At 54.3% G+C, this 26,521-nt stretch carries 25 protein-coding genes; 13 read left to right on the top strand and 12 right to left on the bottom strand.

The annotated features are described in order from the left end of the window. The 4 genes from E1162_RS02010 to E1162_RS01995 form a co-directional block, all read right to left on the bottom strand. On the bottom strand, positions 1 to 1,257 hold a 1,257-nt coding region (locus E1162_RS02010), incomplete at its 3' end, for a hypothetical protein (RefSeq protein WP_371311762.1). 310 nt (positions 1,258 to 1,567) lie between these two features. Then, positions 1,568 to 2,458: a sugar kinase gene (locus E1162_RS02005; protein WP_155126087.1), complete on the bottom strand. Its 891-nt coding sequence runs from the start codon at positions 2,456 to 2,458 to the stop codon at positions 1,568 to 1,570. Between the two features lie 32 nt (positions 2,459 to 2,490). Continuing rightward, the gene (gene fbaA / locus E1162_RS02000; protein ID WP_155126086.1) at positions 2,491 to 3,564 is read right to left on the bottom strand and encodes a class II fructose-bisphosphate aldolase; all 1,074 of its coding nucleotides are present in this window, start codon (positions 3,562 to 3,564) and stop codon (positions 2,491 to 2,493) included. A gap of 334 nt (positions 3,565 to 3,898) precedes the next feature. Next, on the bottom strand, positions 3,899 to 4,633 hold the full coding sequence (locus E1162_RS01995) for an HAD family hydrolase (RefSeq protein ID WP_257098582.1): 735 nt from the start codon (positions 4,631 to 4,633) through the stop codon (positions 3,899 to 3,901). Between the two features lie 273 nt (positions 4,634 to 4,906). On the opposite strand from E1162_RS01995, the gene E1162_RS01990 reads away from it, so the two are divergent. From E1162_RS01990 to E1162_RS01960, 7 genes are all read left to right on the top strand, one after another. Further along, on the top strand, positions 4,907 to 5,944 hold the full coding sequence (locus E1162_RS01990; protein ID WP_155126082.1) for a thiamine pyrophosphate-dependent dehydrogenase E1 component subunit alpha: 1,038 nt from the start codon (positions 4,907 to 4,909) through the stop codon (positions 5,942 to 5,944). Then, complete coding sequence (locus E1162_RS01985; protein WP_155126080.1) at positions 5,941 to 6,939, top strand: alpha-ketoacid dehydrogenase subunit beta; 999 nt, start codon at positions 5,941 to 5,943, stop codon at positions 6,937 to 6,939. Before E1162_RS01990 ends, E1162_RS01985 begins: the two co-directional genes overlap by 4 nt. Positions 6,940 to 6,941: 2 nt before the next feature. Next, the gene (locus tag E1162_RS01980) at positions 6,942 to 8,246 is read left to right on the top strand and encodes a pyruvate dehydrogenase complex dihydrolipoamide acetyltransferase (RefSeq protein ID WP_155126078.1); all 1,305 of its coding nucleotides are present in this window, start codon (positions 6,942 to 6,944) and stop codon (positions 8,244 to 8,246) included. A gap of 86 nt (positions 8,247 to 8,332) precedes the next feature. Next, positions 8,333 to 9,778: a dihydrolipoyl dehydrogenase gene (gene lpdA / locus E1162_RS01975; RefSeq protein WP_155126076.1), complete on the top strand. Its 1,446-nt coding sequence runs from the start codon at positions 8,333 to 8,335 to the stop codon at positions 9,776 to 9,778. 287 nt (positions 9,779 to 10,065) lie between these two features. Then, positions 10,066 to 11,046 carry a sugar-binding transcriptional regulator gene (locus E1162_RS01970; RefSeq protein WP_155126074.1) on the top strand — a complete coding sequence of 327 codons (981 nt, stop codon included), beginning with the start codon at positions 10,066 to 10,068 and terminating at the stop codon, positions 11,044 to 11,046. A gap of 67 nt (positions 11,047 to 11,113) precedes the next feature. Next, complete coding sequence (locus E1162_RS01965; protein ID WP_155126073.1) at positions 11,114 to 11,587, top strand: GNAT family N-acetyltransferase; 474 nt, start codon at positions 11,114 to 11,116, stop codon at positions 11,585 to 11,587. A gap of 63 nt (positions 11,588 to 11,650) precedes the next feature. After that, on the top strand, positions 11,651 to 11,959 hold the full coding sequence (locus tag E1162_RS01960; RefSeq protein WP_155126071.1) for a hypothetical protein: 309 nt from the start codon (positions 11,651 to 11,653) through the stop codon (positions 11,957 to 11,959). Between the two features lie 69 nt (positions 11,960 to 12,028). Here the strand turns inward: E1162_RS01960 and ptsP are convergent, their stop codons facing one another. The 4 genes from ptsP to E1162_RS01940 all read right to left on the bottom strand — a co-directional run bounded on the left by ptsP (position 12,029) and on the right by E1162_RS01940 (position 16,322). Continuing rightward, positions 12,029 to 13,993: a phosphoenolpyruvate--protein phosphotransferase gene (ptsP, locus tag E1162_RS01955; RefSeq protein ID WP_155126069.1), complete on the bottom strand. Its 1,965-nt coding sequence runs from the start codon at positions 13,991 to 13,993 to the stop codon at positions 12,029 to 12,031. Between the two features lie 136 nt (positions 13,994 to 14,129). Beyond that, positions 14,130 to 14,411, bottom strand: a complete 282-nt coding sequence (locus tag E1162_RS01950) for a PTS sugar transporter subunit IIB (protein WP_155126067.1) — start codon at positions 14,409 to 14,411, stop codon at positions 14,130 to 14,132. A 13-nt stretch (positions 14,412 to 14,424) separates the two neighbouring features. Continuing rightward, a complete protein-coding gene (locus tag E1162_RS01945; RefSeq protein WP_155126065.1) occupies positions 14,425 to 14,901 on the bottom strand; it encodes a PTS sugar transporter subunit IIA in 477 nt (158 codons plus the stop codon). Next, a complete protein-coding gene (locus E1162_RS01940) occupies positions 14,898 to 16,322 on the bottom strand; it encodes a PTS galactitol transporter subunit IIC (protein ID WP_155126063.1) in 1,425 nt (474 codons plus the stop codon). Before E1162_RS01940 ends, E1162_RS01945 begins: the two co-directional genes overlap by 4 nt. A 340-nt stretch (positions 16,323 to 16,662) precedes the next feature. Here E1162_RS01940 and E1162_RS01935 point away from each other — a divergent pair, with 340 nt between their 5' ends. Then, positions 16,663 to 17,658 (top strand): sugar-binding transcriptional regulator, encoded by a 996-nt coding sequence (locus E1162_RS01935; protein ID WP_371311761.1) that lies wholly within the window; start codon positions 16,663 to 16,665, stop codon positions 17,656 to 17,658. A 75-nt stretch (positions 17,659 to 17,733) separates the two neighbouring features. Here E1162_RS01935 and E1162_RS01930 read toward each other — a convergent pair whose 3' ends face one another. Continuing rightward, positions 17,734 to 18,579 (bottom strand): fumarylacetoacetate hydrolase family protein, encoded by an 846-nt coding sequence (locus E1162_RS01930; RefSeq protein ID WP_155126059.1) that lies wholly within the window; start codon positions 18,577 to 18,579, stop codon positions 17,734 to 17,736. Positions 18,580 to 18,836: 257 nt separating this feature from the next. Between E1162_RS01930 and E1162_RS01925 the strand changes: the two genes are divergently transcribed. Next, positions 18,837 to 19,466 (top strand): lysoplasmalogenase family protein, encoded by a 630-nt coding sequence (locus tag E1162_RS01925; RefSeq protein WP_155126057.1) that lies wholly within the window; start codon positions 18,837 to 18,839, stop codon positions 19,464 to 19,466. A 3-nt stretch (positions 19,467 to 19,469) separates the two neighbouring features. Here the strand turns inward: E1162_RS01925 and E1162_RS01920 are convergent, their stop codons facing one another. Together E1162_RS01920 and E1162_RS01915 are read right to left on the bottom strand one after the other, a co-directional pair. Continuing rightward, positions 19,470 to 20,111, bottom strand: a complete 642-nt coding sequence (locus E1162_RS01920; RefSeq protein ID WP_155126055.1) for a DUF4339 domain-containing protein — start codon at positions 20,109 to 20,111, stop codon at positions 19,470 to 19,472. A gap of 120 nt (positions 20,112 to 20,231) precedes the next feature. Beyond that, the gene (locus E1162_RS01915; protein WP_155126053.1) at positions 20,232 to 20,879 is read right to left on the bottom strand and encodes a TetR/AcrR family transcriptional regulator; all 648 of its coding nucleotides are present in this window, start codon (positions 20,877 to 20,879) and stop codon (positions 20,232 to 20,234) included. A gap of 286 nt (positions 20,880 to 21,165) precedes the next feature. Here E1162_RS01915 and E1162_RS01910 point away from each other — a divergent pair, with 286 nt between their 5' ends. The 4 genes from E1162_RS01910 to E1162_RS01895 are packed head-to-tail and all read left to right on the top strand — an operon-like array spanning position 21,166 to position 25,157. Beyond that, positions 21,166 to 21,954 (top strand): 3-ketoacyl-ACP reductase, encoded by a 789-nt coding sequence (locus E1162_RS01910; protein WP_155126051.1) that lies wholly within the window; start codon positions 21,166 to 21,168, stop codon positions 21,952 to 21,954. An 11-nt stretch (positions 21,955 to 21,965) separates the two neighbouring features. After that, positions 21,966 to 22,817, top strand: coding sequence for a sugar phosphate isomerase/epimerase family protein (locus E1162_RS01905; protein WP_155126049.1), 852 nt, complete (start codon positions 21,966 to 21,968; stop codon positions 22,815 to 22,817). Between the two features lie 11 nt (positions 22,818 to 22,828). Next, the gene (locus E1162_RS01900; RefSeq protein ID WP_155126047.1) at positions 22,829 to 23,608 is read left to right on the top strand and encodes an enoyl-CoA hydratase/isomerase family protein; all 780 of its coding nucleotides are present in this window, start codon (positions 22,829 to 22,831) and stop codon (positions 23,606 to 23,608) included. A gap of 19 nt (positions 23,609 to 23,627) precedes the next feature. Continuing rightward, the gene (locus E1162_RS01895) at positions 23,628 to 25,157 is read left to right on the top strand and encodes an acyl CoA:acetate/3-ketoacid CoA transferase (RefSeq protein WP_155126045.1); all 1,530 of its coding nucleotides are present in this window, start codon (positions 23,628 to 23,630) and stop codon (positions 25,155 to 25,157) included. Positions 25,158 to 25,261: 104 nt separating this feature from the next. Here the strand turns inward: E1162_RS01895 and E1162_RS01890 are convergent, their stop codons facing one another. After that, on the bottom strand, positions 25,262 to 26,500 hold the full coding sequence (locus E1162_RS01890; protein ID WP_155126043.1) for an MFS transporter: 1,239 nt from the start codon (positions 26,498 to 26,500) through the stop codon (positions 25,262 to 25,264). Between the last annotated feature and the right edge of the window lie 21 nt (positions 26,501 to 26,521).

Genomic DNA, 26,521 nt, shown 5'->3' with positions numbered 1-26,521 from the left:
GGCGTTTTCGGTTTTGTTGATCAAGGTGATTTTGTCGCCGACGACAAGCTTTGTGCTTTTAGAAACGCCGGTGATGTTGACCTGCGATTCTACGTTGTTTGGGTTGTTAAGCTCTGGTGCCAGATCAACAGGTGAACCCACATGAAGCATGGTGTCACCAGCCTCAATGTCTGCACCTATGTCGAAATTGTATTTCTCGAAGTTGGCAACGGTTTGGTCGCTGCCAAGCCTAAGAGCACTGACTAAATGGAATTCATTGTCTGAAATAAGGTCGATGCTGGTATCGTATCCACCGCCGTAGCCACCATAGATACTTCCGGAAATCTGGCTGTGGCCAACGATCACCTTGTTGTTGGTCGCCTGGCCATAAAAGCTGTAGCCACCTGCAACATCTCTACCAACCGTGCCGCCTGTTATGGAAACGTAGTTGTTTTTCGCAGCCCCATTTTGGCTAAAGCCGCCGTAAACATCCTGCGCAACTGCTGCGCTGTCTTTGACAACAACAACGTTAGAGGATGTTCCGCTGCCGAGCGTGTATCCGCCCGTAACCCAGCCAACCTCTGTACCCGAACCGCGAACCTCCACTGTGTTGCCAATCATATCGAAGTTCGAGGAAGCGTTGCGATCATGAGCGCCATAAACGCCGCCCTTTACGGTTGCGCCGCTGCGGATCGTCACATCGTTGTCGGTCATCGCCCCGCTGGCGCCCGCTGTTGAGCCGCCCATAACCGAGCCTTCAACAACGGTGTTGCCGTCGGAAACTGTAACGCTGTTTTTGGAAATGCTGCCGCCGCCACTTTGGCCGCCGTAGATGGAACCTTTGATCTGCGATCCGCCGCTAACGGTTACGGTGTTCTCGCTGATATCACCAGTATCACTCCAGCCGCCATAAACGTGCTGCGTAACTTCGGCTCCATCCGTTATGGAGATAGCATTGTGGAAGATATTACCACCGTTTTCGGTGTAGCCGCCGTAACCAGCGCCGTCCAGTTTGGTGCCGTTGCCGCTAACAGTGAGCGAGTTGAGCGTTACATCGCCGCCAAGTTTGTCGCTGCCGCCGTAAGCATCACCCACAAATGTTCCGCTGGTAATACTCTCGTGGTTTCCAGTTTGGATTAGCTGCGCGCCGCTTCTGTAAAACCGGTCTTCTTCAGTTTTACGTTCCTCCGCGTAAGTTATGGGGCTTTGAAATAGTGTAGGTAGTGAAATAATGGAGAGTGCAACAAATTTAATTTTCTTACCGCTTACAGTACTCATAAAGCGCACACCGAAATTTACGTATCGAGCGTAAAAATTTACTACAATTTTTAGTTAAATTGAGTACGCAGTATTGCGGGCTGTGCGCAAACCTACCTACCCTTCGGGCAGATTGGTTGTTCATTGCGTTTGTGATGTGTGGTGTTTGGGCTTGTGGCAGAATGTTGCACACAGTGCGCGCATGCGCGGGCAGGCCGTACTGCGCGGCTACTAAGGTAACCTGCTGGAAGGTAACCACAAAAAGAAACGGGAGCGTACATGGTGCGCGCCCCCGGCTCGTTGATTCAGATGCTCAGTAGGCGGCTTCGCCCTACTTGTCTTCGTACATCTCCCGCACCTGCGCAATATCGGCAAGACCCGGCAACGATGCTTCGTTACCCAGATGCTGAATGGCGTGTGCAGAGGCTGCGCGGGCAAATTTGAAGTGGTCTTCCCACTTGCCCTCAGGGTTTGCCAGATACGAATAAACGTAGGCACCGTGGAACGTATCACCAGCGCCGTTGGTATCGACCACCTTGCCCTTTGGAACTTTCAGCGCTGCCTGACGGCGGATTGGACCGTTGTTTTCATAGAACAAAAGCCCGTGCTCACCTTGTGTGATACCGCCAACTTTTACCCCTTTTGTACGCATGTACTCGAGGGCTTCTTCAGGCTCTTTGCCAAGCTGCTCGCAGAACAATTCGGAGACGACAGCAACATCGATATACTCCAGCAACTCTTCTGTGTTAGTGCGCACCGCACCACCATCCAAAGAGGTGAGGATGCCATGCTTCTTGCACTCTTTTGCGTAGTGGAGCGCAGCTTCCGGAATGTGACCATCAACATGCAGCGCGCGGCAACCTGTGAGGTTCAATTGCGGGAACGGGTGCAGGAAGTCATTGTCACGACAACGGACAATGGCACGCTTTCCGTCTCGCGGCATAATGAAGGAGAGCGAGCTTTCCTTCACCTTACAGCTATGGATCGGAATAGAGTACTTGGCCGCCATGTCGCGGAACATACGCGACAACCAGTCATCAGCCATGGAACACAGTAGATCAGGGCTGATGCCGAGGCGGGCACAAACAAAGGCAGCGGTTACAGCGTTGCCGCCAAAACTCACCGCATAATCATTTGCAATCGCCTTATCATCGCCAGTTGGCATGCTCTCTGACAGAAAGGTTACGTCGATATAACTTTGGCCTATAAATAGGGCTTTCATTCTTGTCTCCGTCAAATCCGGCGGGCGCTTTTTTAGTCTTTTGCCAGTGAGCGTCCGGTACTTCTTAGGTCTTTAAAAGCCTCGTCAAGCCGTTCCACTACACCCAGCTCGCCAGCACGCAACCACTTGCGCGGGTCATACTGTTTTTTATAGGGCGTTCCGTCTTTCGGGTCGATCTGATACTTGAAGGCCTTGGCGTTTGCCTCGGTGTACTCACCAACCTTGTGAGCAAAAGCAAACTGGGTGTCGGTGTCGATGTTCATTTTGAACACGCCGTAGCCCAGACTTTCTGCAATCTTTGCTTTGTCGGAACCGGAACCGCCATGGAACACCAGCGGAAGAGGGTTATGCCCCAGACCGTGGGTTTCCTGAACAAGCTTTTGACTTTCGCGCAGGATCTCAGGGCGCAGTCTCACGTTGCCCGGCTTATACACGCCGTGCACATTACCGAAGGAGGCGGCAACAGAAAAATGGCCCAGTGGAGAGAGGCGGTCATAAGCTTCCAGAACGTCAGCTGGCTGGGTGTAGAGTTTCGGGTTGTCTGCGCCAACATCAGCATCAGAACCAACGCCGTCTTCTTCACCACCGGTACAGCCAAGCTCGATCTCTAGGCTCATCTCCAGCGGTGCCATCAGCTTGAGCATACGCTCGCTTTCAGCAAGGTTGTCTTCTAAAGACTCCTCGGAAAGGTCCAGCATATGGGAGGTAAATAGCGGTTTTCCGTGGGTTTTGTAGTATTCGCGCCCGTATCCGATCAAGGCATCCAGCCAAGGAACGAGCTTGCGGTTTGCGTGGTCGGTATGCAGAACAACAGCAATGCCGTAATGCTCTGCCAGCAAGTGAACGTGCTGGGCAGCAGCTACCGCGCCCAGAACTTTGGCCTGAAAACTGTCTTCCAGTCCCTGACCTGCGTAAAATTGTGCGCCACCGTTAGAAAGTTGGACAATGACGTCAGAGTTGTTTTTTGCAGCTGCTTCTAAAACTGCATTTACGGTGTCTGTGCCAACAATGTTTACCGCCGGAAGTGCGTATTGTCCTTCCAGACAAGCATTCACGAGTGTTTTGTAGTCTTCACCGTAAACGACACCAGGTTTCAATCGAGCCATTCGCAACTCTCCCTTTTTCTTGCGCGTACATTTCAGCGCTCCCCGCCATTCAACTGCCGGACTTGCCCCTGCCGGGTTGAATGGTTCGCGCTGTGCTTTCGCGCAGAGATAATCAGGTGCCTATGGCAAAAACACAGCGATTCTTGGCGCTAATCAAGATTAGTCATTTCCGCGTAAGACTAACCGCCTGTGTGCACCGCGAAAAGCTGTTTTTCACGGTTCTGCAGCAGTTTGTGGGAAAGGGTTAAGGATTACCTCCAATTGTATCGCCGCTTCTTTCCCTCGGCTTCATCTTCGCGAAAGGCGAAAGCTAACGTCTTTCGTTTTCGCCCAGTTATACTGCAATAGCGGGGCTTTGGATGTCCAGGCGAACCGCCTGAATGTAGCCCGCAACCTCGCTTAGTGTTTCGGTGCAGTGGTCACTATCGCCCACCAGTTCATCACGGGATAGAGCACCAGTTGTCACAGCAATGCGCAGCATGCCAGCGTTGTGGGCGGCGTGCATATCGTGCAGGCTATCGCCCACCATGGCGATTTCCTCCGGTGCAAAGCCGCATTGTTTGGCAAAGGCCAGCAACTGACCCGGCGCTGGTTTGCGGCCATGGCCACTGTCATATCCAGCAATAAAATCAAACAGATGCAATACGCCGATCTTCTCTAGCTGAAGGCGCGCACTTTCCTCTGTGCCGTTGGTGGCAAGGCCGATAGGCAAGCCCATGTCGGCTATCGCCTGCAAACAGGAAACGGTGTCTGGAAACGGGGTAACACTGCGGATGCCTTCTTCCTGCATGATGTCTTCCACGCGGGCGAAAAACACCTCGTCCGCAGGCGCTCCCAGATGCTCGGCCCAGATTGCAGCGTATTGCGGCGGGGAGGAGACGATAATCATGCTGTCTGGCCGGCAGCGGCGCTCGGCATAGTCAAAACCGGTGAGATCACCCAGCTCGGCAGCCAGTTGGTGATCTCCGTCCGCGAGGTTGTAAAGCACCTGCGTTAGCGCTTCGCCCCATGTTTTATCGAGGTCGGTCAAGGTTCCATCCCGATCAAATAGGACAGCGCGAATGGCCATTGAAGGTCTCCTGAATTCAAAAGTGTGGTGAGCGCCCAACCTGATGGAGAAGCGGGCGTTTGTGAATTGCGACATTCTGTCGTGTTGCTGTACAAATGCATTTACAAACTATCATATGTACACCTATTGTCAAATCAGGTTCAGACAAAACCGGTCTTGGTCACTGTGCACAAAACAGGGCTTCGAGAAGGGGCAATATCTCGAAGTACCAACCATCAAAGCAGCTGATGAAAGCCGGAAAAACCAAAATATTCAGGGAGGCTTTGTGTAAGCATGGCTAGGAATGGACACGCCGCAGACAAGGGCGAAGTTGCTGCAAATGTTCCTTTTGTCTTTCAGCACTATTCACGCGATGAGCTGCTAGATGTGCTCTACAAAATGTATGTGATCCGCCGGTTCGAAGAGGGGGCGGAAAACAGCTACATGCGCGGCCTTATTCACGGCACCATGCACCTGTCTATCGGGCAGGAAGCGGTGGCGACAGGCGCCATTATGACGTTGCAAGAGAACGATCAAATCATGTCGAACCACCGCGGCCACGGTCATTGCGTGGCTTTCGGGGCGGATGTGAACCGCATGTTTGCGGAGTTCTTTGGCAAGGTTACCGGCTACTGCAAAGGGCGCGGCGGATCCATGCATATTGCCGATTTTAAGAGCGGCAATCTTGGCGCCAACGGCATTGTGGGTGGGGGCATTCCCATTGCCGTTGGTGCTGCCTTTGCAGTGAAAAGCAAAAAGGAAGAGAAGGTCGTCCTGTGCTTCTTTGGTGATGGCGCAAATAACGAAGGCGCGTTCCATGAAGCGGTGAATATGGCTGCGCTCTGGAAGCTGCCTATCGTTTTCCTTTGTGAGAATAACGGCTACGGCCTTTCTGTTTCCGTTGCCCGTGCCAGCAGCGTTCCAAACATTTCAGATCGCGCCAAAGGCTACGGCATTCCGGGTGTAACAGTAGACGGTAACTGCGTTTCCGATGTTGCAGAGGCGGTAAGCGAGGCTGTCGAGCGGGCACGTTCCGGCGAGGGGCCATCCATCGTTGAATGCAAAACCTACCGTCATCGCGGCCATTCCAAGAGCGACCGCAACCGCTACCGCACCAAGGAAGAGATCGACGACTGGATCAAAAACCGCGATCCAATTGACCGCTTCGAGATGGAGCTGAAGCAGCACGGCTTTGGTTCTGACGAGGTGTTTGAAGAACTGCGCCAGAGGGCGTCGGCCACCATCGACGGGGCCATTGAATTTGCCAAGAACAGCGAAAGCCCAAGCATCGCCGACGTTAGCCAATACGTTTACACGGAGCAGGCCCAATGACACAGGAAGCAAGAGAACTCAGCTACGCCATTGCAATTCGCGAGGCTATGGGCCTTGCCATGGAAGCAGACCCGACCGTTTTCCTAATGGGCGAGGATGTGGGCGTTTACGGCGGCGCGTTTCAGGTTAGCGGTGATTTGATTGATCGCTTTGGCCCTGAGCGGGTTATCGAGACCCCGATTGCGGAGCTTGGCGGCGCTGGCCTTTGTGTTGGCGCGGCGATGAACGGCATGAAGCCGATTTTCGAAATCCAGTTCTCCGACTTTGCGACACTGGCGCTTGACCAGATTGTCAATCAGGCAGCAAAAGCGCGCTTTATGCTGGGTGGTGAAGTCTCCGTACCGCTCGTGGTGCGTATGCCAGCCGGTTCCGGTACGGGCGCTGCGGCCCAGCATAGCCAGTCGCTGGAAGCATGGTTTGCCCATGTGCCGGGTTTGAAGGTAGTTCAGCCTTCCACGCCTTATGAAGCCAAGGGCATGCTGCTTGCCGCGCTGGAAGACCCGGACCCTGTCATGGTGTTTGAGCATAAGCTGCTCTACAAAATGGTGGGCGAGGTGCCAGAAGGGTACTACACCGTGCCGCTGGACAAAGCCAAAGTGGTGCGTGAGGGCAAAGACCTTACCATCGTTGCAAGCTCCATCATGGTGCACAAAGCGCTGGAAGCTGCCGAAAAACTCACCGAGGAAGGGCTGGATATCGAGGTTATTGACCTGCGTATCGCCCGCCCTATGGACAAGCAGACCATCATCGAAAGCGTGAAGAAAACCTCTCGCCTTATGTGCGTGCATGAAGCGGTGAAAACGCTCGGCATCGGCGCGGAGATCAGCGCCATGATCTGCGAGAGTGAAGCCTTTGACTATCTAGATGCGCCGATTGTGCGTTTGGGCGGCACGGAAAATCCAATTCCATATAACCCAGAGCTGGAAAAAGCATCGGTACCGCAAGTGCCGGGCATTATTGAAGCGGCTCGTGATCTTGCAAAGGGAGTGCGCTAGCTATGGCAACCGAAGTCATTCTCCCAAAAGTCGATATGGATATGGAAACCGGCAAGATCACGCAGTGGTTTGTGAAGGACGGTGACACTGTTTCTGTTGGCGATGTGATCTTTGAAATCGAGACAGATAAAGCGGCTATGGAGGTCGATTCTCCGGCCAGCGGTATCATTCGCGATATTATTGGCAAGGAAGGCGAGGACACTCCTATCGGGGTTCCTGTCGCGTGGATTTTCGCCGAGGGCGAAGACTATATCAGCCAAGTCGGAGGGGCCTCCAGTGCTTCTAGCTCCTCCGATGCGGCTGTGCCTGAAGTGGCAGAAGAAGCGGTACCACAAAGCGCTGATAACCCAGTGCTGGATGAGCCTTCCGGTTCGGTTTCTGTAAAGGGCGTAAGAGCGACACCGCTTGCCCGCCGTATGGCGCGCGAACACGGCGTTGACCTTGCAAGCGTAACCGGAAGCGGGCCTAAGGGGCGTATCCGCAAACGCGATGTACTGGCAGCGCTAGAGGCAAAGCCTGCCGCCGTTACTGCTGAACCTGCGAGCGCCGAAGCTGCGCCTGTTGCCCCTGCTGCCCGTGATATGGCGGCAGTGGATGCCAGAACCCGTAGCTTGTTTGAGCCGGACAGCTTTGAAGAAGTGGCCCATGACAACATGCGCCGCACCATTGCCGAGCGGCTGCAAGAATCCAAGCAAACTGTTCCGCATTTCTATGTCTCTGTTGAGGTCGAGCTTGATGCGCTTTTGGCTCTGCGCAAGCAGATGAACGCCGAAAGCGATGCCTTCAAAATCTCCGTCAACGACATGATGATCAAGGCATGGGCTTTGGCATTGCGTGATGTGCCGGACGCAAATGTGTCTTGGACGCAGACCCACACGTTAAAGCACAAGCATGTGGATGTGGGCGTCGCTGTTTCTATTCCGGGCGGCTTGATTACGCCAATTGTACGCAGTGCGGAAACCAAGAGCCTTTCCGTGATCTCTGCCGAGATGAAAGACCTTGCCGCCCGCGCCAAAGAGCGCAAGCTAAAACCGGCGGAATACAACGGCGGTACAACGGCTATCTCCAACATGGGCATGATGGGGGTTTCCAGCTTTGCAGCTATCGTTAACCCGCCTCACTCCACCATTTTGGCCGTTGCTGCTGCACAGGAACGCATCGTACCGAAAAACGGTGAAGCGTCCATTGTCACCATGATGACAGTCACCCTTTCTGTCGATCACCGCACGGTTGATGGTGCGCTGTGTGCTGAAGTGCTGAACGCCTTCAAGCGCTACGTTGAGCGCCCGATGCTTATGGTTATCTAACCGCCCGCCACCACCACAGAACATGCTGTTCCGCTTGTCTCTTTTCTTTGCACTACTGAAGAGGCAGGCGGCCATGGGAGAATAAAATGTCAAACACCTATGACCTCATCATCATCGGGTCTGGACCGGGCGGCTATGTAACGGCAGTACGGGCTGCGCAGCTGGGGTTAAAAACGGCTATTGTCGAGCGTGAGCACCTTGGCGGCATCTGTCTAAACTGGGGCTGCATTCCCACCAAAGCATTGCTGCGCTCTGCCGAAATCAAGCACTACACAGACCACATCAGCAATTACGGTTTGAAGCTGGAAGGCACCATCACAGCCGATATTAAACAGGTGGTTGCACGCTCTCGCGGTGTTTCTGCCCGCCTTAACAAAGGCATCGGCTTTTTGATGAAGAAGAACAAGGTCGATATCATCTGGGGTGAAGCCAAGCTCACCAAGGTTGGAGAGATCGTCGTTTCCAAACCAAGCAAGCCAGCAGTTGAGCCGCAGCACCCTGCGCCCAAGGGCACGCTAGGTGAGGGAACCTACAGCGCCAAAAACATCATCATCGCAATAGGTGCCCGTCCGCGTTCTTTGCCGGGTATTGAGCCAGACGGCAAACTGATCTGGACATACTTTGAGGCGATGAAGCCTGAAAAACTGCCAAAAAGCCTGCTCGTTATGGGGTCTGGGGCGATTGGCATCGAGTTTGCCAGCTTCTACCGCTCCATGGGTTGTGACGTGACCGTTGTTGAGCTGATGGACACCATCATGCCGGTAGAAGATGTTGAAATCTCCGGCATCGCCCGCAAGGCGCTGGAAAAGCAGGGCATGACCATAATCACCGGCGCAAAGGTCGCCAGTGTAGAGAAGCAGGCTGATAGCATCACTGCCACCATTGAAAAGGCAGATGGCAGCCGCGAAACCCAGAGCTTTGAGCGGATGATCTCTGCCGTTGGTGTTATGGGCAACATCGAAGGGCTTGGCCTTGAAGAGTTGGGCGTTACGACGAACAAAGGCTGCATTGAGGTAGAGGGTTTTGGCCGCACCAACATAGCTGGCATCCACGCCATTGGCGATGTTGCTGGCCCACCGATGCTGGCGCACAAGGCAGAGCATGAAGGCGTTATCTGCGTTGAAAAAATCGCTGGCGTGCCGGATGTTCACCCGTTCGAAAAGTCGCTTATTCCCGGCTGCACCTATTGCCACCCGCAGGTTGCCTCCGTTGGCCTTACCGAGGCCAAAGCGCGGGAGCGTTATGACGATATCCGCGTTGGCCGCTTCCCGTTTGCTGCTAACGGAAAAGCAATTGCCTTGGGCGAGGACAACGGGCTTATCAAAACCATCTTCGATAACAAGAGCGGCGAGCTCATTGGCGCTCACATGGTTGGCGCGGAAGTAACCGAGCTTATTCAGGGCTTTGTGGTGGCTATGAATATGGAGAGCACAGAAGAAGAGCTGATGCATACCATTTTCCCTCATCCGACCCTTTCGGAAATGATGAAGGAAAGCGTGCTTGATGCTTACGATAGGGCACTGAATGCGTAACGCGAAAGCACGCGTTCGTTGTTGGTGAGCACTATCATCTGCGGGGAATGCTTCAACGCCCCACTGATGATGCTCACGCCGCCGGATCTGGCTGGCAGCACAGGCGTACCCGACACGCCTTTGCCTGATGGCAGAGCGTTACGGTACGTGCTGGCCGGATCCGGTCCCCACCAAGGCGCTGAACCCAGCGTAAATGCCTGTGCATGTGCTGTGCTTGCGCTGGTTTCGCCCTTGGAAGTTCTATAGACCTAGATGTCTCTTGTTGATCCCTATTGGAGAGGGTGCTTATGGCTGCCGAGAAAGCAAAGCCTGCTGAAGGACTACGCGGAACCAAAGAAGCGGACCGTATCCGCGCTCGTGTCGCGTGGATGTACTTTGTTGAGCAGCTCACCCAAAGCGAGATCGCCAAGATACTGGATATTGGCCGCGTAACAGTGGTGCGTTTGCTGGCTGATGCTAGAGCGCGCGGTGAGGTCAACATCTCCATCAAAGCGCCGCTCATTGATGTGGTGGCGCTGGAGCGTAAGCTGGAAACCCACTACGGCCTTCAGCAAGCTGTGGTGACCCCGCTTTCCACCCCCAATATTGACCCTATTCCGGTGATCGCCGCTGCCGTTGGTGAGTACATCATGCAGCTGGCGCAAAAGAACGTTCGCATGGGCGTTGGCTGGGGGCGTACGCTTTCTGAAGCGCTCAACCACATACAAAGCCAGCCGGTCGAGGGCATAAAAATCTACTCCCTGCTTGGCGGTATTATTCAGGCCAAACGGTTCAACCCTTCAGAGTTTGCGTGGCGTTTGGCAGAAGCGTTTAACGGCGAGGGTTTCCTTATTCCGGCCCCCGCGATCGTAAACAGCGGCCAGACCAAGCGCACGCTGATTGAAGAATGCGGCCTAGAGCCCGTGCTTGATTTAGGCGAGGGGCTGGATGTCGCTATCCTCAGTGCGGGCGGCATTGATGACAATGCCACCTCTTCGCAGGTCGGCTATCTTTCCAAGGAAGAGCGCGCTTCTGTTGTAGAAGCTGGCGCTATTGGTGATTTGCTGTTCCACTTCTTCAATAAGGACGGCCAGCTCATTGAGCATGAAATTCACCAGCGCATCATGTCCGTGCAGATCGAGCGGGTGAAGCAGGCCAAAACCCGCGTCCTTGCCTCTGGCGGTAAAGACAAGGTGAAGGCCCTTGGCGCTGCTATCAAACTCTACGAGCCAACCGTTTTCATCACAGACGAAGTCACCGCCGCCGCAATGGTGAAAGCTCTGGGTTAAGCTGGCTCTGGTTGGGAGAGTAGGGAAAAGGAAATTCGCTGACACTTTTCTTGAGGGGAGAATAACCATGCAGGTTGTGAGGCTTGGGCAGGTGCAGTGGGCGGTAGAGCCGTTGGTGCAGTTGTTTCAAGAAGCATGGCCGCAGTGGTATGGCGAGGGTGGCAATGGTGATGCTGGTGCTGATCTTTCCGCCTGTCTTTCCCCTGATACACTGCCGATTGCCTTCGTTGCCCTAAGCGATGATGGCAGGGTCATTGGCACCGCAGCGCTCAAACATGAGTCCCTTGGTAGCGAGTTGGGGTTTGGCCCTTGGCTCGCTGCTATGGCGGTATCTCCAAGTGAGCGTGGCCGCGGCGTAGGCTCAGCGCTTGTGGCGGCCGTTGAAACAGCTGCGAGTGAGCTAGGTTTTGACGCAATCTACACCAGTACCGACGAGGCAGCCCGCCTGATCACACGGCTGGGGTGGGAGGATACGGGCAGGCGAGTGCAATCCCAAAGGGGAAGCATTGCTGTGTTTCGCCGCTCGCTTGTTTTATCTTAAGTTTTTTGTTGCTGAACGACACAAATCATAGTTAAGCCACCTTTGTTGCAGTATTGGGCAGCAATGGCTTATGCAACACTCTTTATGGTCAATCCTGAAACGGGCAGTCTCAAAGAAGCGCCTGTCGGGTTTTCGTGGACCACACTCTTCTTCAGCTTCTTTCCAGCCTTGCTGCGCGGGCATCTTAGCCTGGCGCTTTTGCAGCTGGTTCTTGCCGTTTTAACCGGCGGTTTATCGGGGCTGGTATTTATGTTCATCTACAACAAGCTATACATCAAGCATCTGCTTTCGCGCGGGTTTTTGGTGAAGAGCGCTACTCAGCCGGTCGATCTTCTAAGCCACCGCCTGTCGCTCTATCTGCCTGAAGCGTGAGCGCATAAAGCAAAACCTCCCTTCTTTTTGGGGAAGGGAGGCTGGGGAGAAGGAGCGAAGTTGCTCCTGTTATAACTCGCAGACTACTTGCTTGGCGCGAAGGATAGAGGCTGGGCTCATGCTGAGTTCGGTTACACCACGCTCTATGAACTTGCGGGCAAGGTCCGGGTTTGCAGCCGCTTCACCACATACACCAACCCATATGCCTGCTGATTGCGCGGCAAGGCACACCAGCGAAACCGCATTCAACACGGCAGCATTGTCGGTCTTGTACAGCTTGGCGACGGTCGGGTTCATTCGGTCAGCGGCCATCACATACTGGGTGAGGTCGTTGGTACCGATGGAAAAGAACGCTACCTCCTTGGCAAACAGCTCTGCTGCCAGTACTGCGGCAGGGGTTTCAACCATGATGCCAAGGTCAAAGCGGGCGTAAGGCTTGCCTTCTGCGTCCAGCTCCATGATGCATTCATCAATCAATTGCTTGGTGGCGCGAACCTCTTCGATGTCAGAGACCATCGGTAGCATAACCTTCAGCTTTCCAGCGGGCGCGGCCCTTAACAGCGCTCGCAGCTGCGGCTTGAAGATGGACGGCGTATCAAGGCACATACGAATACCGCGCCAGCCAAGAAAAGGGTTTTCTTCTGCGGGAAATTCTACACCGCGCAACGGTTTGTCTCCGCCAATATCTAGCGTGCGGATGATGACGTCTTGGCCTTCAAACGCTCTTAGCGCCACTTCGTAGATGGCAAGCTGCTCGTCCTCTGTCGGCAATTCACGGCGGTCCATAAACAGCAGTTCGGTGCGGAAGAGGCCAACACCCATAGCGCCGTTTTCTTTGGCAGCTTTAATCTCCCCAAGGCTACCGATATTGGCCGCAATGGTAATCTCTCTGCCATCTTTGGTAACGGGCTGAACCTCTTTAAAAGCAAGGCGTTGCTTGGCAATCTGCCGCTCTGCGTCAATGCTGGCGCGGTAGCGGGCAATCACCTCTTCGCTTGGGTCGAGAACCACCTCACCGCTGCTGCCATCAAGCGCTACATAGCTGACACGTTGAAGCTTCGCGGCGCTGACCTCAAAGCCGAACACTGCCGGAATACCGTGAGCGCGGGAAACAATAGCGGCATGGCTGGTGGACGCGCCTTTTTGGCAAAGCAGGCCGCCAATGCGGCTAAGGTCTGCGGTGGAAAGGTCCAGAGCGGTGATTTCCTCTGCCACCACAATGGCACCATAAGGAACACGGTCTAGAGAAGGGAGCTCTTTACCCATGAGGGTGAAGGCAATAATGCGCATTACTGCGCGAATATCTTCAGCGCGGGCACGGGCGTAAGGATCATCCAACGCCTCCACGCTACGGGCGGTTTCTTCGCCGGAAATGAGTACAGCCTTGAGAGCGCAGGCACCGGCGCGGATATGCGCTGTCACTTGCTCCTGCCACTCTTCATCACCGGCAATTTCGCTCAAGGCTGCGACGATTTCCGCCCCTGTCGGATCGTCGTCTTTTGCACGGGCGTTGATTTCGTCACTGCTGCGCGCCAATGCATTGCGGTAGCGGGCAAGCTCTTGTTCTTTGCTGTTGCCCTTCACTTCAAGGGCGGGCAGGCTGGAAGGGTCTGGCAACGGGCTCTGGAAGAAGTGATAGGCCACGCCTTCTGCTGCACCTTCACTGGCTCCAATACCGTGAGTTGGTGTTGCTGCTTTTGCCGCTTCTATGGTTATCGGGGCAGTTGGTTTAGCTGCTGCTCCACCTTCTGCCGCTGGCGGCGTGTTTTCATTATCACCTGCCTCGAAAAACGTACTGACACGGGCCATCGCGTCGGCGGCATCATCACCGTCAATCATCACGGTAATACTGTCGCCCTCCCGCACGCCAAGCAGCAGGATTTTCACCGGCGATTTGGCATTGGCAACCTTACCGTCGCGCAGAATTTCGATTTTAGAATGGAAAGACTTGGCAATGCCAACCAACTCTGAAGCGGGGCGGGCATGAAGGCCGCCATGAATGGTGACTGTGAAGTTTTGCTGAAGTTCTGCCATTTTGAAACTGCCAGTAGTGTGACCGGTAAAAGCGACCTTGCGTCAATCACGAATGAAGGAAAGCCGATCCCGAACACAGCTCTGCGTTAGAGCTGTGCGCGGCCGTGTTGCGATGTCTTGGGCGGATGGTGAGAAATCAACTTCTCAGATGATCGGCGATTTTTTCGATGATCTCGTCTTTGCCGATACCGGTCAGGAAAGCCAGAGTAACGATGGAAGGTTTCGGCAGATCGTCCGGTAGTGGAGTGGTGGAGACCACAAGGTCAGCATTCTCGACAAGGCTAGGCACTTCCGTTGCCTTGCATTGCTGGGTGGAAACCATGATGCCTTTTTCTTTCATGGCTTCTTCAATTGCCATGCAAACCACTGTCGACGTTGCAACTGCAGTACCGCAAGCCACTAGAATGTGTTTAGCCATTGTCTTACTCCCGTTATTGACTGGCCTTGCCGAGCGCTGCAAGCAGCGCTTCGTGACTATCCGCGTTGATGATTTCCCGAATTACGGCAGGCTCTTGCAGCACAGCCATAATAGTTTGCAGCATTTCAATTTGTTCGTGTTTGTCCAGAAGGGCTAATACGAATACAAGCTGCACCGCTATCTTCTCATCGGGGTCTTCCATGGAGGAAAATTCCACCGGTGTTTCCAGCGTTGCCACGCCAATTCCGGGCTTTAAAACGTGCTCGGGGTCGGTGTGCGGTACAGCAACTGCAAGGCCTTCAAGCAACGGCAGGCCGGTTGGCATTATCTTTTCGCGGGCAATAACGGCTTCGCAATAGCTTGGCTTTACCACCTGCGCCTCTTCCATTTTGGAAGAAAGTCTCTGGATAACCTCTTCGGCTGTCGCTGCTGGTGTCCGCAGGCAGATTGCCTGCGGAACCAAATATTTCGCTAGAATGGAGCTGCTCATTCGGCTGGTGCTCCTGCAGGAACCTTCTTGGCTTCTTCGGTCTGGATGTCAGCCAGCTTCTGCCACGCAAGCGGGTTCTTTTTGAAGGAGAAGATGCAAAGGAAGATCACAACACCAAGAGCCAGAATACCCAGTGCGCCTGCCCATTCTACGGCCTTCACAACAACCCACGAAATCCAGAGGAAGCCGTCGACCACACTGGTGATCAAGGTTGTGCCTTCAGGCAGTGAGAAGCTTGCAGCAACAGCTGTGTCGGTAAACAGCGGAGCCGTTGCGTTTGCCACATAAAAGCCGATGGCAAGGGTAACCGTGCCGATGATAACCATGCGGAATACGTTACCGTTTACAAGCGGCGCTGCCATTGCAACGAGGAACGGAATAACGGCAAGGTCTGCAAACAGAATGACCTGGTTACCCGGCAAGATAATGGACAGAACGATAGCAATCGGTACGAGGATCAGCGCACTGGCGATAGCTGCCGGATGGCCGATCAGGATTGCGGAGTCCAGACCCACGTGAATGTCTTTGTTGCCAGCGCGGCTCTGTACGAAGTTACGAGCAGCTTCGGAAATCGGCACCAGACCTTCCATGAGGATCTTCACCATACGTGGCAGCAGCAGCATAACAGCGGCAAGGTTCATGCCTGTATGGAGCACTTTCACGATCATGGCGGAAGTGTCTGCCATGTTCCAGAACGCCAGTAAGCCAAGGCCGATACCAATCACAAGACCCATAACAACCGGTTCACCGAAAACGCCGAAGTTCTTTTGAATGGCCTTTTCGTCCATGTTGAGGTCGCGAACGCCCGGAATGCGGTCGATCACCCAGTTCACGATTACCGCGATTGGCAAGATCTGCGCTGATGCAAGGTGCGGTACGGATACGCCCGGAATACCGTAGAAGCGCTGTACGGCCTTTGCGGTCCAGTCACCAAAGAACAAGGCAAGAGCTGCCATGAGGGCTGCAACACCAAGACCCATTAGCAGGGAGTCGGTTAGCGCAACCACCAGCGAGCCCATAAACGCCATATGCCAGAAGTTCCAGATATCAACGTTGAGGGTTCGGGTTAGGCCCAGCATGAGCAGGGCAATGTTAACAGCAATGGCAACAGGAATAATCCAAAGGCCAACGGAGCTGCCAAAGGCGATAGCGGCGGCGGAAGGCCAGCCCACATCAACAATGTCACGCTTCAGGCCCGAGTTTGTAACGATAGACTGCGCTACGTCTGCGAGGTTGGTAAACATCAGGCCCAACACCAGATTGATACCAATAAACGCAACGCCGATTGTTACTGCTGCACGGAAAGCTCGTCCCGGCTTGGTTCCCAATACAAGCGCAATGACGAAAATAACGATTGGAAGAAGGACGGTTGGTCCCAATCCATCCACGACCGCCTTGATACCGGCCAATAGTCCATCCATGGTTTCCTCCCTTAGATGGCTTCCTTGTTGTCTCTCTCCTGCTTTTTGTCAGTGAGTTCCCGTCCCACCGGTGCTGATAAAAGCCAGTTCGCACGTCCAGTTTCACCTGTAATTTCCCTACCCAACAGGCGGAAGTGAACAAAAGTGCACGAGCCCCTCATATGTTCACCTTAATATTTCACAGGCGATTTGGTCAATCGTGCAAATACTGAACAAATGCGCATTTTCTCCATTTTCGGAAAATAATTTTAGGAGTATGGTGCTGACACTGGGGGAAGGCGCTGCTCTTGTATTGGCCGAGAAATTCCCTCTATGCTGTTGTAACTATGGAATGATTGCCGTGAGAAATCCTGATGAAGACCTGATGGTTCGCGCTTCTTGGCTCTACTACGCTCATGGGCTGGGGCAAGAGGAAGTCGCGAATCGACTCGGGGTTTCACGCACGAAAGTCACCCGTTTGCTGTCTTCCGCCCGCGATGAAGGTATCGTGAAAATCAGCGTCGATCATGACATGACCGAGACGCTGGCGCTGTCAGACTGGATTGCCCGCACCTATAATCTGCGTGAATGTCTTATCACGCCACTTCAACAAGACAGTGATACAAGCACCGAGCTGACTGATAACCTCGCTCGCCAGTCCGTTGGCATGGTGGCGGCGGATTACATCGCCCGTCACTTGAAGAACATCGGTCCAGCGACGGTGGGCATTGGTAGTGGGCGGACCATTGCCGAGATGATCCAGTGTTTTCCGACAGTGCGAAAGCCGAATATGAAAGTGGTTTCGCTGCTTGGTTCGCCGCGCCGCGATAATGGTACGAGCGCCTACCTTATGGCCTCCAACTTTGCGCAGGTTACAGCGGCTGAAGCCTACCCATTGCCAGCGCCGATCCTCACATCTTCAGCGCACATTGCCCGCACGCTGGAAACAGACGAAGCGATCCGCAACGCTCTAGAAATGGGGCGGGGGTCTGACTTCAACATCATCAGCTGCGCCCACTTCGCGCCCGGCAACACATACTGCGAGATGATCGGCGTGCATGACACGGAAAAGGAAGCGCTCGATCACGCTGGCGTCGTTTGCGAAATCGCCGGTGTCTTCCTCACGGAAAATGGAGCCCTTGCTGATATAGACCTCAACGAGCGTATGATCGGTGTGGGGCTGGAAAACCTCATTGCCGCCAATAACATCATTTTGGCAGCAACGCCGGATAAGGCATTGGCACTGCAAGCTATTTTGCTAAGCGGTATTGCAAGCACCATCATCATAGATCATTCGGTTGCTGAAATTCTGGTTCGTAATGCGCCGAAAATTGCCGCGCTTAAAAAGCAGAAGTAAACCGGTAGATGAATAACAAAATGCCCCCGCCAGAAGTGTGGCGAGGGCATGGGAAAAGCTATTGATATCAGAAGGTTAAAGCGGGGCGATAACCTCTTGTCTCTGGTTGCCCAGCCCTTCAACAGACAGGCTCACCACATCACCGGCTTTCAGGTAGACCGGAGGCTTTTGGCCCATTCCGACGCCCGGAGGCGTGCCGGTGGAGATAATGTCGCCCGGTTGCAAGCTCATGAACTGGGAGATGTAGGAGACAATGAACGCAACGTTGTAGACCATGGTTTGCGTTGAACCATCCTGATAGCGCTTACCGTTAACATCCAGCGTCAGGCGCAAATTTTGCGGGTCAGCGATTTCGTCACGGGTTACCAGCCACGGGCCAACAGGGCCAAACGTATCGGCGGATTTGCCTTTCACCCACTGGCCTGAGCGCTCGATCTGGAAGCCACGCTCTGACACATCGTTGACCGCACAGTAACCGGCCACATAATCCAGCGCATCTTCTTCGTTCACGTATTTGGCGTGCTTGCCGATGACAATGCCAAGCTCGACCTCCCAGTCGGTCTTGGTAGAGCCGCGCGGCAACTCGATAGGATCATACGGGCCGGAAATGGCCGAGGTCGCTTTAAAGAACAACACCGGCTCTGGCGGAACCGGCATGCCGGATTCTGCTGCATGGTCTGAGTAGTTCAGGCCCACACACACGAACTTGCCGCTGCCAGCAATGCAAGGGCCAAGGCGTGGGTTGCCATCCACGATTGTCAGTTGCTCAGGGTCAAGGCTGCGAAGCTTCTGCAGGATATTGTCATCAACGCTTTCAGGGTTGATGTCACTCAGGATCTCGGAGAGATCGCGGATGCGTCCCTCATTATCGAGCAGGCCCGGCTTTTCTTCACCTTTAGGGCCGTATCGCAGCAGCTTCATAAGTCTTGCCTTTCAAGCGTTGTGCTCACTGTCGCTCCCAAGCGGAATCATTCAGTGATTTCATCAAAACTATCTCGCAGGTTGTACATATGCGCTAGCCTTTATCCGCCGTGACCTTAACGTAATGGTGTGTATCCTCGTGATTTCTGACTTCGACCAATAGATAGGAAATCCTTTTAATTATTTAGGTATTTTTACTTTTGAGTGCAGGGCCTGTCAGTTAGAATACGCTGATATTTAATGATGATTTGGCGCAGATGATTAGTTCGACACTCTTTTTTACCAGTATTACCGCCGCCTCGCTTTACGGATTGTTTTATAGCTGGCGGGAAGCGACCAATTTCAAAACGCTGTTCAAGACATTGGCTCTTGGCGTGATTATTGGTGTGTGCCTAATCAAAGAAGCACCGCTGGTGCTGACGGCGGCTGTCGCGTTTTCTGCTCTGGGTGATTATGCGCTGGCAAGAGATGGCGATAAGCGGTTTTTGGTTGGGCTTTGCGCGTTCGCTTTGGCCCATGTGCTTTACATCGTGTTGTTCTGGCAAAGCATTGGCATTGTTGATCCGGCCCGTATAGCACCTGCTGGTGCACTAATGGCTATCCTTGCGCTTTCCACCCGCTGGTGGTTGTTGCCTTACGCGGGCGAACTCAAAGCGCCAGTTGCCATTTACGTGCTGCTGATTTCCATCATGGGCGCGTTGGCAACGCAGATCGGCGGCGTTGTGCTGATGGGTGCTTTCGCCTTCATCATCTCGGATATCTTGCTGTCGCTGGAGCTGTTCCGCCTTCCAAAAGACAACCCGTTCAAGAAGGCGATTTCGGTCGCGCTCTGGTTCTTCTACTACGGCGGGCAGATGTCCATCGTCTTTGCCTATCTGGCTCCGTAGGGCTCAGGCCCAGATCAAATAGACGTGCAGAAACAGCGGCGCCAAGAACGAGAACGATGCAAGAGCGGGAAGGGACCTTGGCTGGTTGCGAGCGATAAGCGCCCGCCTTGCAAAGTAAACTGGCGGAATAGACAGGAAACTCAACAGGCCAAGCGCGGGGCTCTGCTCATAGGTGCTGCGTAGCAACTGCCTGTCCATCCGGTAGAATGTGGCACCCATGATCGGGAACACAATCCAGTAGTACACGACAGCAAGCTCTTTGCTGTAACCGGTTGTGTAGGCGGAAAACTTCACAAACATCAGGGCAGCGGCTACGGAAACCGCTGGTACAAGCGCAAGTATGTGACCAACAAAAGTGCTGCGGGCAGTTAGAACCGCCTTCTTGATATCCTCGGTATTATCTGGCGGCAGCGCCTGCTGGCGTGCAGCGGCCATTGCCTCGTCAACATCCAGATACTTCAAGTCCCGCGCCATACGCCAAACCGGCCCCAACTCACGACACCAGACACGCGTCGTCGGACGGATATCGCCCTTGGTCACCAACGCAAGAAATTCGCTGTGATCAATGGGTCCGTTTGCCTCGTGGTTCTTTTGATAAAACCACAGTCTTTCCTTTGGGGTATCGTCTGAAGTTGTCGCTATCATTCCTGTTGACCGAGGGAGTAATCAATTTTCTTTTTAAAGACAGTAAGAGAGGCTTCAAACTGCCGTTACGTGCACTAGTGAAAGTCGTTATATCTCGGAAAACAGTTTAGCGACAATAGGTTAACGATCCACGACCCAGCTCAAAATTGTTTCCTTCATCACAGCCAATCGTTCATCCAGTGCGCTCTGGCACACAAGATTTCGTTGATAAACGGCCTGCAGCGTATGCTGGTTGATGAGATAGAAGAAACCAAGTGCCGCGATGGAGATGTTGAGCTGTACCGGATCAATATCAGAGCGCAGCGAGCCATCGGCCGCACCGCGTGCCAGCACGTTCTTCATGGTCGACAAGTGACCTTCGTTGATGGTCTTGGTATCGGTGGAGGCGCGAACGTGGCGGCCCTCCTGCTGGTTTTCCGCGTTAAGCAGGCGAATAAACTCAGGGTTTTCGAGATAGTAGTTCCATGAAAACTCCACCAGCGCGGCAATAGCATCAGGCGGGGAGAGGTGGTCTACATTGAGAGAGGCTTCCCGCTCACGGATATCGCGGTAGGCTTCATCCAGCACCACAGAAAACAACGCATCCTTGTTACCGAAGTAGTGGTAGAGCATGTTTTTGTTCACTTCGGCGGCATCGGCAATGCGGTCCACGCGCGCGCCTTCAAACCCTGCCTGCGCAAATTCCTCCTTTGCGGCCTGCAAGATCTTCTTCTGCGTTTCTGCTGCGTTGCGCTTTTGTTTAGGCGCTGTAGCTGCTGCCTTTGCCAATCTAGAACCCCTTGTGCACTTCTCGTTTTTTTGGAGCGGCGTTTCGCCCCTCCTAGCCGGATTTTGGTCTCTACGCGAGCGTCAATTCCTAGCCTGTTGAAATATCATCAAAAACAAACGTCCTCCTAAAGGGCTCCCGCCCTTTATCGAACTGGCCGATTTCCCTGCGGAAAATGGTTGTTTTCAACTAATCACAGTGAAATTTCACCGACTAAGTAGCTCCCCTATTGCCAACTAACTAACCAGATAGTTAAAACAAGTGCAAGAACAAATTCTGGAGGATCACATGTCCCGCTCAACCCGTCCCGTCGCTCTTGTAACCGGTGCAGCTCGTGGCATCGGCAAAGGTTCTGCTCTGGCTCTTGCTGAAGCTGGCTACAACGTCGTTATCAACGATCGTGAAGGCGCTGAAGACATTGCTCTGCTGGAAAAGCTGAAGGGCGAACTGGAAGCGTTCGGTGTTGAAGTTGAAATCCACGCTTGTGACGTTGGTGATCTGGACCGCCACGAAGCGCTGTTTGCAGCAGCTACTGGCCGCTGGGGTCGTCTTGACGTTCTCATGAACAACGCTGGTGTTTCCGTATTCAATCGCGGCGATCTGCTCGACGTTCAGGTAGACAGCTACGACTACAACCTCGGCGTAAACACCCGCGCAGTATTCTTCATGACCCAGCGCGCAGCGAAGATCATGCTTGCTCAGGGCCAGATCGGTGATCAGCACCGCGCAATCATCAACGTGACCTCTTGCAACGTTGTGGCGCATGCTCTTAACCGCGGTGAATACTGCGTGTCTAAAGCTGCTTCCAGCACCACCACCAAGCTGTTCTCCCTGCGTCTGGCAGATGAGGGTGTTGGCGTTTACGAAATTCAGCCGGGCATCATTGAAACCGAAATGACCCGTCCTTCCAAAGCGAAGTACGACAAGCTCATTGGTGATGGTCTGGTGCCTATGCGCCGCTGGGGTCAGCCTGCTGACATCGCTAACTACGTCGTCAACATTGCTGAAGGCAAGATGTCCTACTCCGTAGGTCAGGCCTTCATCATCGACGGCGGCCTAACAATGCCTGCATTCTAAGGGACATAGCCATGCGAGTGCTAAAGGATGCTCCCGAGCTGCTCAGCCTGAATACGGCGACACTCGGCCACCGCCTTCCTATCGAACAGGTGATTGATCTCGTAGCGGCCAAGGGCTTTGGCAACATTGTGCCTTGGCGCCGCGATCTGGAACGTAAGAGCGTTGGCGCCATTGCGCGCCAGTGCCGCGATGCCGGACTGAAGGTCAACGGTTACTGCCGTTCCACCTACTTCCCGCAGGCAACAGCAGAGGCCCGCAAACTGGCGCTTCAGGAGAACGTTTACGCTCTTGAAGATGCTGCGACCCTCGGCGCTGATGTGTTCACCCTTGTTGTTGGCTCCCTGCCAAGCAACAGCCGCGATCTTGCTGGCGCTCGCCAGCAGGTCAAGGATGGTGTGAGCGAGCTGCTGGAAACCGCCAAGAAGGTTGGCGTTCGCTTGGCTCTTGAACCTTTGCACCCGATGACCGCTGGTGACCGTTCGTGCCTGAACACTGTGTCTCAGGCGTTGAACTGGGCGGCAGAAATTGACCCTGACACCTGCGGCTATCTGGGCGTTGCGGTAGACGTCTACCACGTGTGGTGGGACGAAAACCTTGAGGCTGACATTGCCCGCGCTGGCCGTGAAGACCGTCTTTATGCCTTCCACGTTTGTGACTGGCTGGTACCGACCGTCGATCTGGTAACCGACCGCGGCATGATGGGTGACGGCGTTATCGACCTGAAGCAGATCCGCTCGTGGGTTGAGGGCGCTGGCTACACCGGCCCTGTCGAAGTTGAAATCTTCTCGTCAAACAACTGGTGGCAGCAGCCAGAAGAAGTGGTGCTGGAAACCTGCATCCGCCGTCTGGCAACTGTCTGCTAGGAGACACTGAAATGAACCTGAGTGAATTTACCGTCTGGACCCGTCATGATGGCTGGGGTGAGGTTACTCTGAACCGTGCCGACAAAGGCAACGCGCTCACCATGCCTATGCTGGAAGACCTCTGGCAGATCTGCGAAATGGCGCAGAAGGACAAAGAGCTGCGCGTCATCGTAATTCGTGGCGCTGGCGACCGCTTCTTCTGCACCGGCGGCGATATCGAAGCATGGGGCAGCCTGACCCCGCACGATATGGGCCGTGACTGGATTTTGCGTGGCATTGAAGTCTTTGAACGCATCCGCAATCTGCCGCAGGTTGTTGTGGCTGCAATCAACGGCCACTGCCTTGGTGGCGGTCTTGAGTTGGCGATGGCAGCAGACCTTCGCGCTTGTACCGCTCGTGCCAAGTTCGGTTCCCCTGAAGTGTCTCTGGGCATGATTGCTGGCTGGATGGGCGTACGCCGTATGGCCGAAATCCTCGGCCCAACCCGCGCTCACCACCTTGTGCTGCTGGGTACACCAATTGCCGCTGATAAAGCAGAAGACTGGGGTCTTGTGACTGCCGTTTGCGAAGGTCAGGAAGGTCTTGACGAGCAGGTGAACCAGTGGGTTCAGCAGCTCATGAAGAACGGCCCGTCCGCAATGGCAATCTCCAAGGGCATCCTCAACACCGTTCATGCAGACATGGCTCACCAGCATGCTGCAGCTGTTGCTCAGGCCGCTGGCACTGAAGACTGCAAAGAAGGTGTTCAGGCGTTCGTCGAAAAACGCGCCCCTGTCTATCGCAACCGCTAGAACAAAAGAGAATAAGAAAATGGCAAAAACTCAGTTTTCAAGCGCTGCGGACGCTGTAGCCCTCATCAAAGACGGCGATACCATCGCGATCTCCGGCAACGGCGCTGGCATGATCTCTGCCGAAGCTATCCTTGAAGCACTCGAAGCTCGCTTTCTGGAAACCGGCCACCCGCGTGATCTGACCCTCGTCCACTCCCTCGGCCTTGGTGACCGCGATCAGCTGGGCACCAACCGTCTGGCGCATGAAGGTATGCTCAAGCGTATCATTGCGGCGCACTTCACATGGTCGCCGAAAATGCAGGCGCTGGTGCGTGAAGAGAAGATCGAAGCCTACTGCTTCCCGGGCGGTGTTGTTCAGCACTTGCTGCGTGAAATCGGCGCTGGTCGTCCTGGCCTGTTCACCCACTCCGGCGTTGGCACCTTTGTTGATCCACGCCAGCAGGGCGGTAAGTGCAACAGCCGCACCACCGAAGACCTCGTTGAGCTGATGGAAGTGGATGGCAAGGAAATCCTTCGCTACAAGCCATTCAAGATCGACGTTGCGATTATTCGTGGCACCTACGCAGACACCAAGGGCAACATCTCCCCTGAAGAAGAAGCCATCGACATGGACGTTCACTCCATGGCTCTGGCAGCTCACAACAGCGGCGGTCTGGTGCTTACTCAGGTTCGTCAGGTTGTTGAGCCGGGTGCTCTGCATTCCCGTCACGTTCGTATTCCGGGCATCATGGTAGACCACGTTGTGGTAGAGCCAACCCAGAAGCAGTTCTACAAGCTGGACTATGATCTGTCCGTTTCCGGTGCAAAGCGCGTGAGCCTTGGTGCTGTTAAGGCAGACATTCCTTCCAAGCTGCCGCGCCGCATTATTGCACGCCGCGCTGCTATGGAACTGCAGGAAGGCGCATCGCTGAACTTCGGCTTCGGTATTCCGGGCGGTATCTTTGGCGTTGTTGCTGAAATGGGTATTGGCGACAAACTCTGGATGAGCTTGGAGCAGGGCATTCATAACGGCCGCATGCTGGACGATACCCTGTTTGGCGCAGCAGCAAATGCTGACGCGATCCTGCCTTCTATCGAGCAGTTCGACTACTATTCCGGCGGCGGTATCGACGTTACCTTCCTTGGCATGGGTGAAGCGGATCAGCACGGCAACGTGAACGTTTCCCACCTCGGCGGTAACCTCATTGGCCCGGGAGGCTTTATTGAAATCGCTCAGAACGCGAAGAAAGTGGTGTTTTGCGGTACGTTCGACGCTGGTGGTTCCGACGTTGCTATGGAAGACGGCAAACTGAAAGTCGTTGCCCCTGGTAAAGTACACAAGTTCACCGAGCAGGTTGCTGCAATCACTTTCTCTGGTGACTTTGCTCGCAAGTCTGGACAGGAAGTGCTCTACATCACTGAGCGCGCCGTGTTCCGTCTTGCAGAAGATGGGCTGGAAATTATCGAGCTGGCTCCGGGTATCGACCCAGAGCGCGATATCTTCCCGCACATGGATTTTATGCCGAAACTCAACATCCAGCGCGATATGCCGGAGCATTGCTTCCTTTAAACGCTCCTGTGCTGGACAACTTGATGGCGGGCCTTCGTGGCCCGCCCTTTTTTTGCCTGCTGCCTTCGTTCCAGTAAGGGATCAGTCAAAGACAGCAGGGCTGTTTAGGTTGCGGGATTAAGCTGGATATCCTGCGCTTCCACCGGAACTTTGGAAATCGGTGTTGAGCGGGCCGCACCCAAGGAGATGGCGCAAAGTAGAGCAGCTAGGCCGCAGCAAACGCTGAGAGGCAAAGTCCAGCTACCGGACGACTGGTAGAGAAGGCCGATCAAGGTCGGGCCAACGGCTGCCAGCAGATAGCCGATAAACTGGGAAAGACCGGAAAGAGCAGCAGCTTCCTGCGGGTGTGCCGTGCGGATGCCGAACAGCGACAGACCCAGAATAAACACCGCACCGATGCCAAAGCCAAATGTAAGTGCCCAGAAAAACGCAAAGCTTGGCAACAGCATAAGACCCAGAAGGCTGATGAGGTTGAGAGAGCATAGGCAGAACGCCAGCGGCCGTTTGTCTTGGAAGCGCGACATAAGCGGGATCATTACAATACCCGGTACCGCTGTTGCGAGCTGCATAGCGCCGTGCACATAACCAGCCTGTTCTGGTGTAAAACCAGCATCCACCACGATTGTCGGCAGCCAGCTAAACATCACATAGGTGATGAGCGAGTTGATAGCGAGGTACAGCGTAATCAGCCATGCAGCAGGAGAGCGCAGCAGCTTGCGCTTGCTGGTTCTGCCGTTTTGGTTCTGCGCAGCGGCATTGCGGTTTTTGAGCTGCGGCAACCACAAGAGCATAGCAGCAAGGGGAATAACGGCCATAAGCGCTAGCGGAAACGCCCACTGCGGAACGACTGTCACGGCGTTTTCTTTAGCAACATCCACCAGAGGTACAGCAATACACGCGATGATGAAGGAGCCAGCACCCATCACAAGCGCGTAGAGCGAAGTCATCTCGCCGTACTTATGCGGAAAATCGCGTTTGACGATGCTCGGCAGCAGCACGTTGGCAATGGCAATGCCGGCGCCAATGATTAGCGTTCCAGTGAAGAGGGCCGTTTGTGAGCCTGTGGTGCGCAGCACGGTGCCGGCCAGAATGAAAGCAAGCGCCACTTTAAGCGACACTTCCAAGCCGTATTTGAGCGCCAGTGCGGTTGCCACGGGCGAGAAGATCGCAAACGTGATGAGTGGAAATGTGGTGAGCAAGCCTGCCTGCGTGGCCGTTAGGCCAAGGTCGCTCTGGATAAAGCCGAGCAACGGACCGATGGCTGCAAGCGGGGCGCGCAAATTAAGCGCAATAGCCATTATGCCTGCAAAGAGCAGGAGATTTCTTGTTGTTGTTTTGGTCATGGGAGCCCTTACTGCGTAGGA

The sequence above is a fragment of the Pseudovibrio flavus genome, from assembly GCF_009711345.1.
Taxonomy (GTDB): domain Bacteria; phylum Pseudomonadota; class Alphaproteobacteria; order Rhizobiales; family Stappiaceae; genus Pseudovibrio; species Pseudovibrio flavus.
Note: the sequence above shows the minus strand (reverse complement) of the source record. Positions and strands in the feature narration are given on the sequence as shown.

Coding starts and splice junctions, on each gene's coding strand:
- E1162_RS02005 (WP_155126087.1), bottom strand. CDS start 2,458: ATGAAAGCCCTATTTATAGGCCAAAGTTATATCGACGTAACCTTTCTG.
- fbaA (WP_155126086.1), bottom strand. CDS start 3,564: ATGGCTCGATTGAAACCTGGTGTCGTTTACGGTGAAGACTACAAAACA.
- E1162_RS01995 (WP_257098582.1), bottom strand. CDS start 4,633: ATGGCCATTCGCGCTGTCCTATTTGATCGGGATGGAACCTTGACCGAC.
- E1162_RS01990 (WP_155126082.1), top strand. CDS start 4,907: ATGGCTAGGAATGGACACGCCGCAGACAAGGGCGAAGTTGCTGCAAAT.
- E1162_RS01985 (WP_155126080.1), top strand. CDS start 5,941: ATGACACAGGAAGCAAGAGAACTCAGCTACGCCATTGCAATTCGCGAG.
- E1162_RS01980 (WP_155126078.1), top strand. CDS start 6,942: ATGGCAACCGAAGTCATTCTCCCAAAAGTCGATATGGATATGGAAACC.
- lpdA (WP_155126076.1), top strand. CDS start 8,333: ATGTCAAACACCTATGACCTCATCATCATCGGGTCTGGACCGGGCGGC.
- E1162_RS01970 (WP_155126074.1), top strand. CDS start 10,066: ATGGCTGCCGAGAAAGCAAAGCCTGCTGAAGGACTACGCGGAACCAAA.
- E1162_RS01965 (WP_155126073.1), top strand. CDS start 11,114: ATGCAGGTTGTGAGGCTTGGGCAGGTGCAGTGGGCGGTAGAGCCGTTG.
- E1162_RS01960 (WP_155126071.1), top strand. CDS start 11,651: ATGGCTTATGCAACACTCTTTATGGTCAATCCTGAAACGGGCAGTCTC.
- ptsP (WP_155126069.1), bottom strand. CDS start 13,993: ATGGCAGAACTTCAGCAAAACTTCACAGTCACCATTCATGGCGGCCTT.
- E1162_RS01950 (WP_155126067.1), bottom strand. CDS start 14,411: ATGGCTAAACACATTCTAGTGGCTTGCGGTACTGCAGTTGCAACGTCG.
- E1162_RS01945 (WP_155126065.1), bottom strand. CDS start 14,901: ATGAGCAGCTCCATTCTAGCGAAATATTTGGTTCCGCAGGCAATCTGC.
- E1162_RS01940 (WP_155126063.1), bottom strand. CDS start 16,322: ATGGATGGACTATTGGCCGGTATCAAGGCGGTCGTGGATGGATTGGGA.
- E1162_RS01930 (WP_155126059.1), bottom strand. CDS start 18,579: ATGAAGCTGCTGCGATACGGCCCTAAAGGTGAAGAAAAGCCGGGCCTG.
- E1162_RS01925 (WP_155126057.1), top strand. CDS start 18,837: ATGATTAGTTCGACACTCTTTTTTACCAGTATTACCGCCGCCTCGCTT.
- E1162_RS01920 (WP_155126055.1), bottom strand. CDS start 20,111: ATGATAGCGACAACTTCAGACGATACCCCAAAGGAAAGACTGTGGTTT.
- E1162_RS01910 (WP_155126051.1), top strand. CDS start 21,166: ATGTCCCGCTCAACCCGTCCCGTCGCTCTTGTAACCGGTGCAGCTCGT.
- E1162_RS01905 (WP_155126049.1), top strand. CDS start 21,966: ATGCGAGTGCTAAAGGATGCTCCCGAGCTGCTCAGCCTGAATACGGCG.
- E1162_RS01900 (WP_155126047.1), top strand. CDS start 22,829: ATGAACCTGAGTGAATTTACCGTCTGGACCCGTCATGATGGCTGGGGT.
- E1162_RS01895 (WP_155126045.1), top strand. CDS start 23,628: ATGGCAAAAACTCAGTTTTCAAGCGCTGCGGACGCTGTAGCCCTCATC.
- E1162_RS01890 (WP_155126043.1), bottom strand. CDS start 26,500: ATGACCAAAACAACAACAAGAAATCTCCTGCTCTTTGCAGGCATAATG.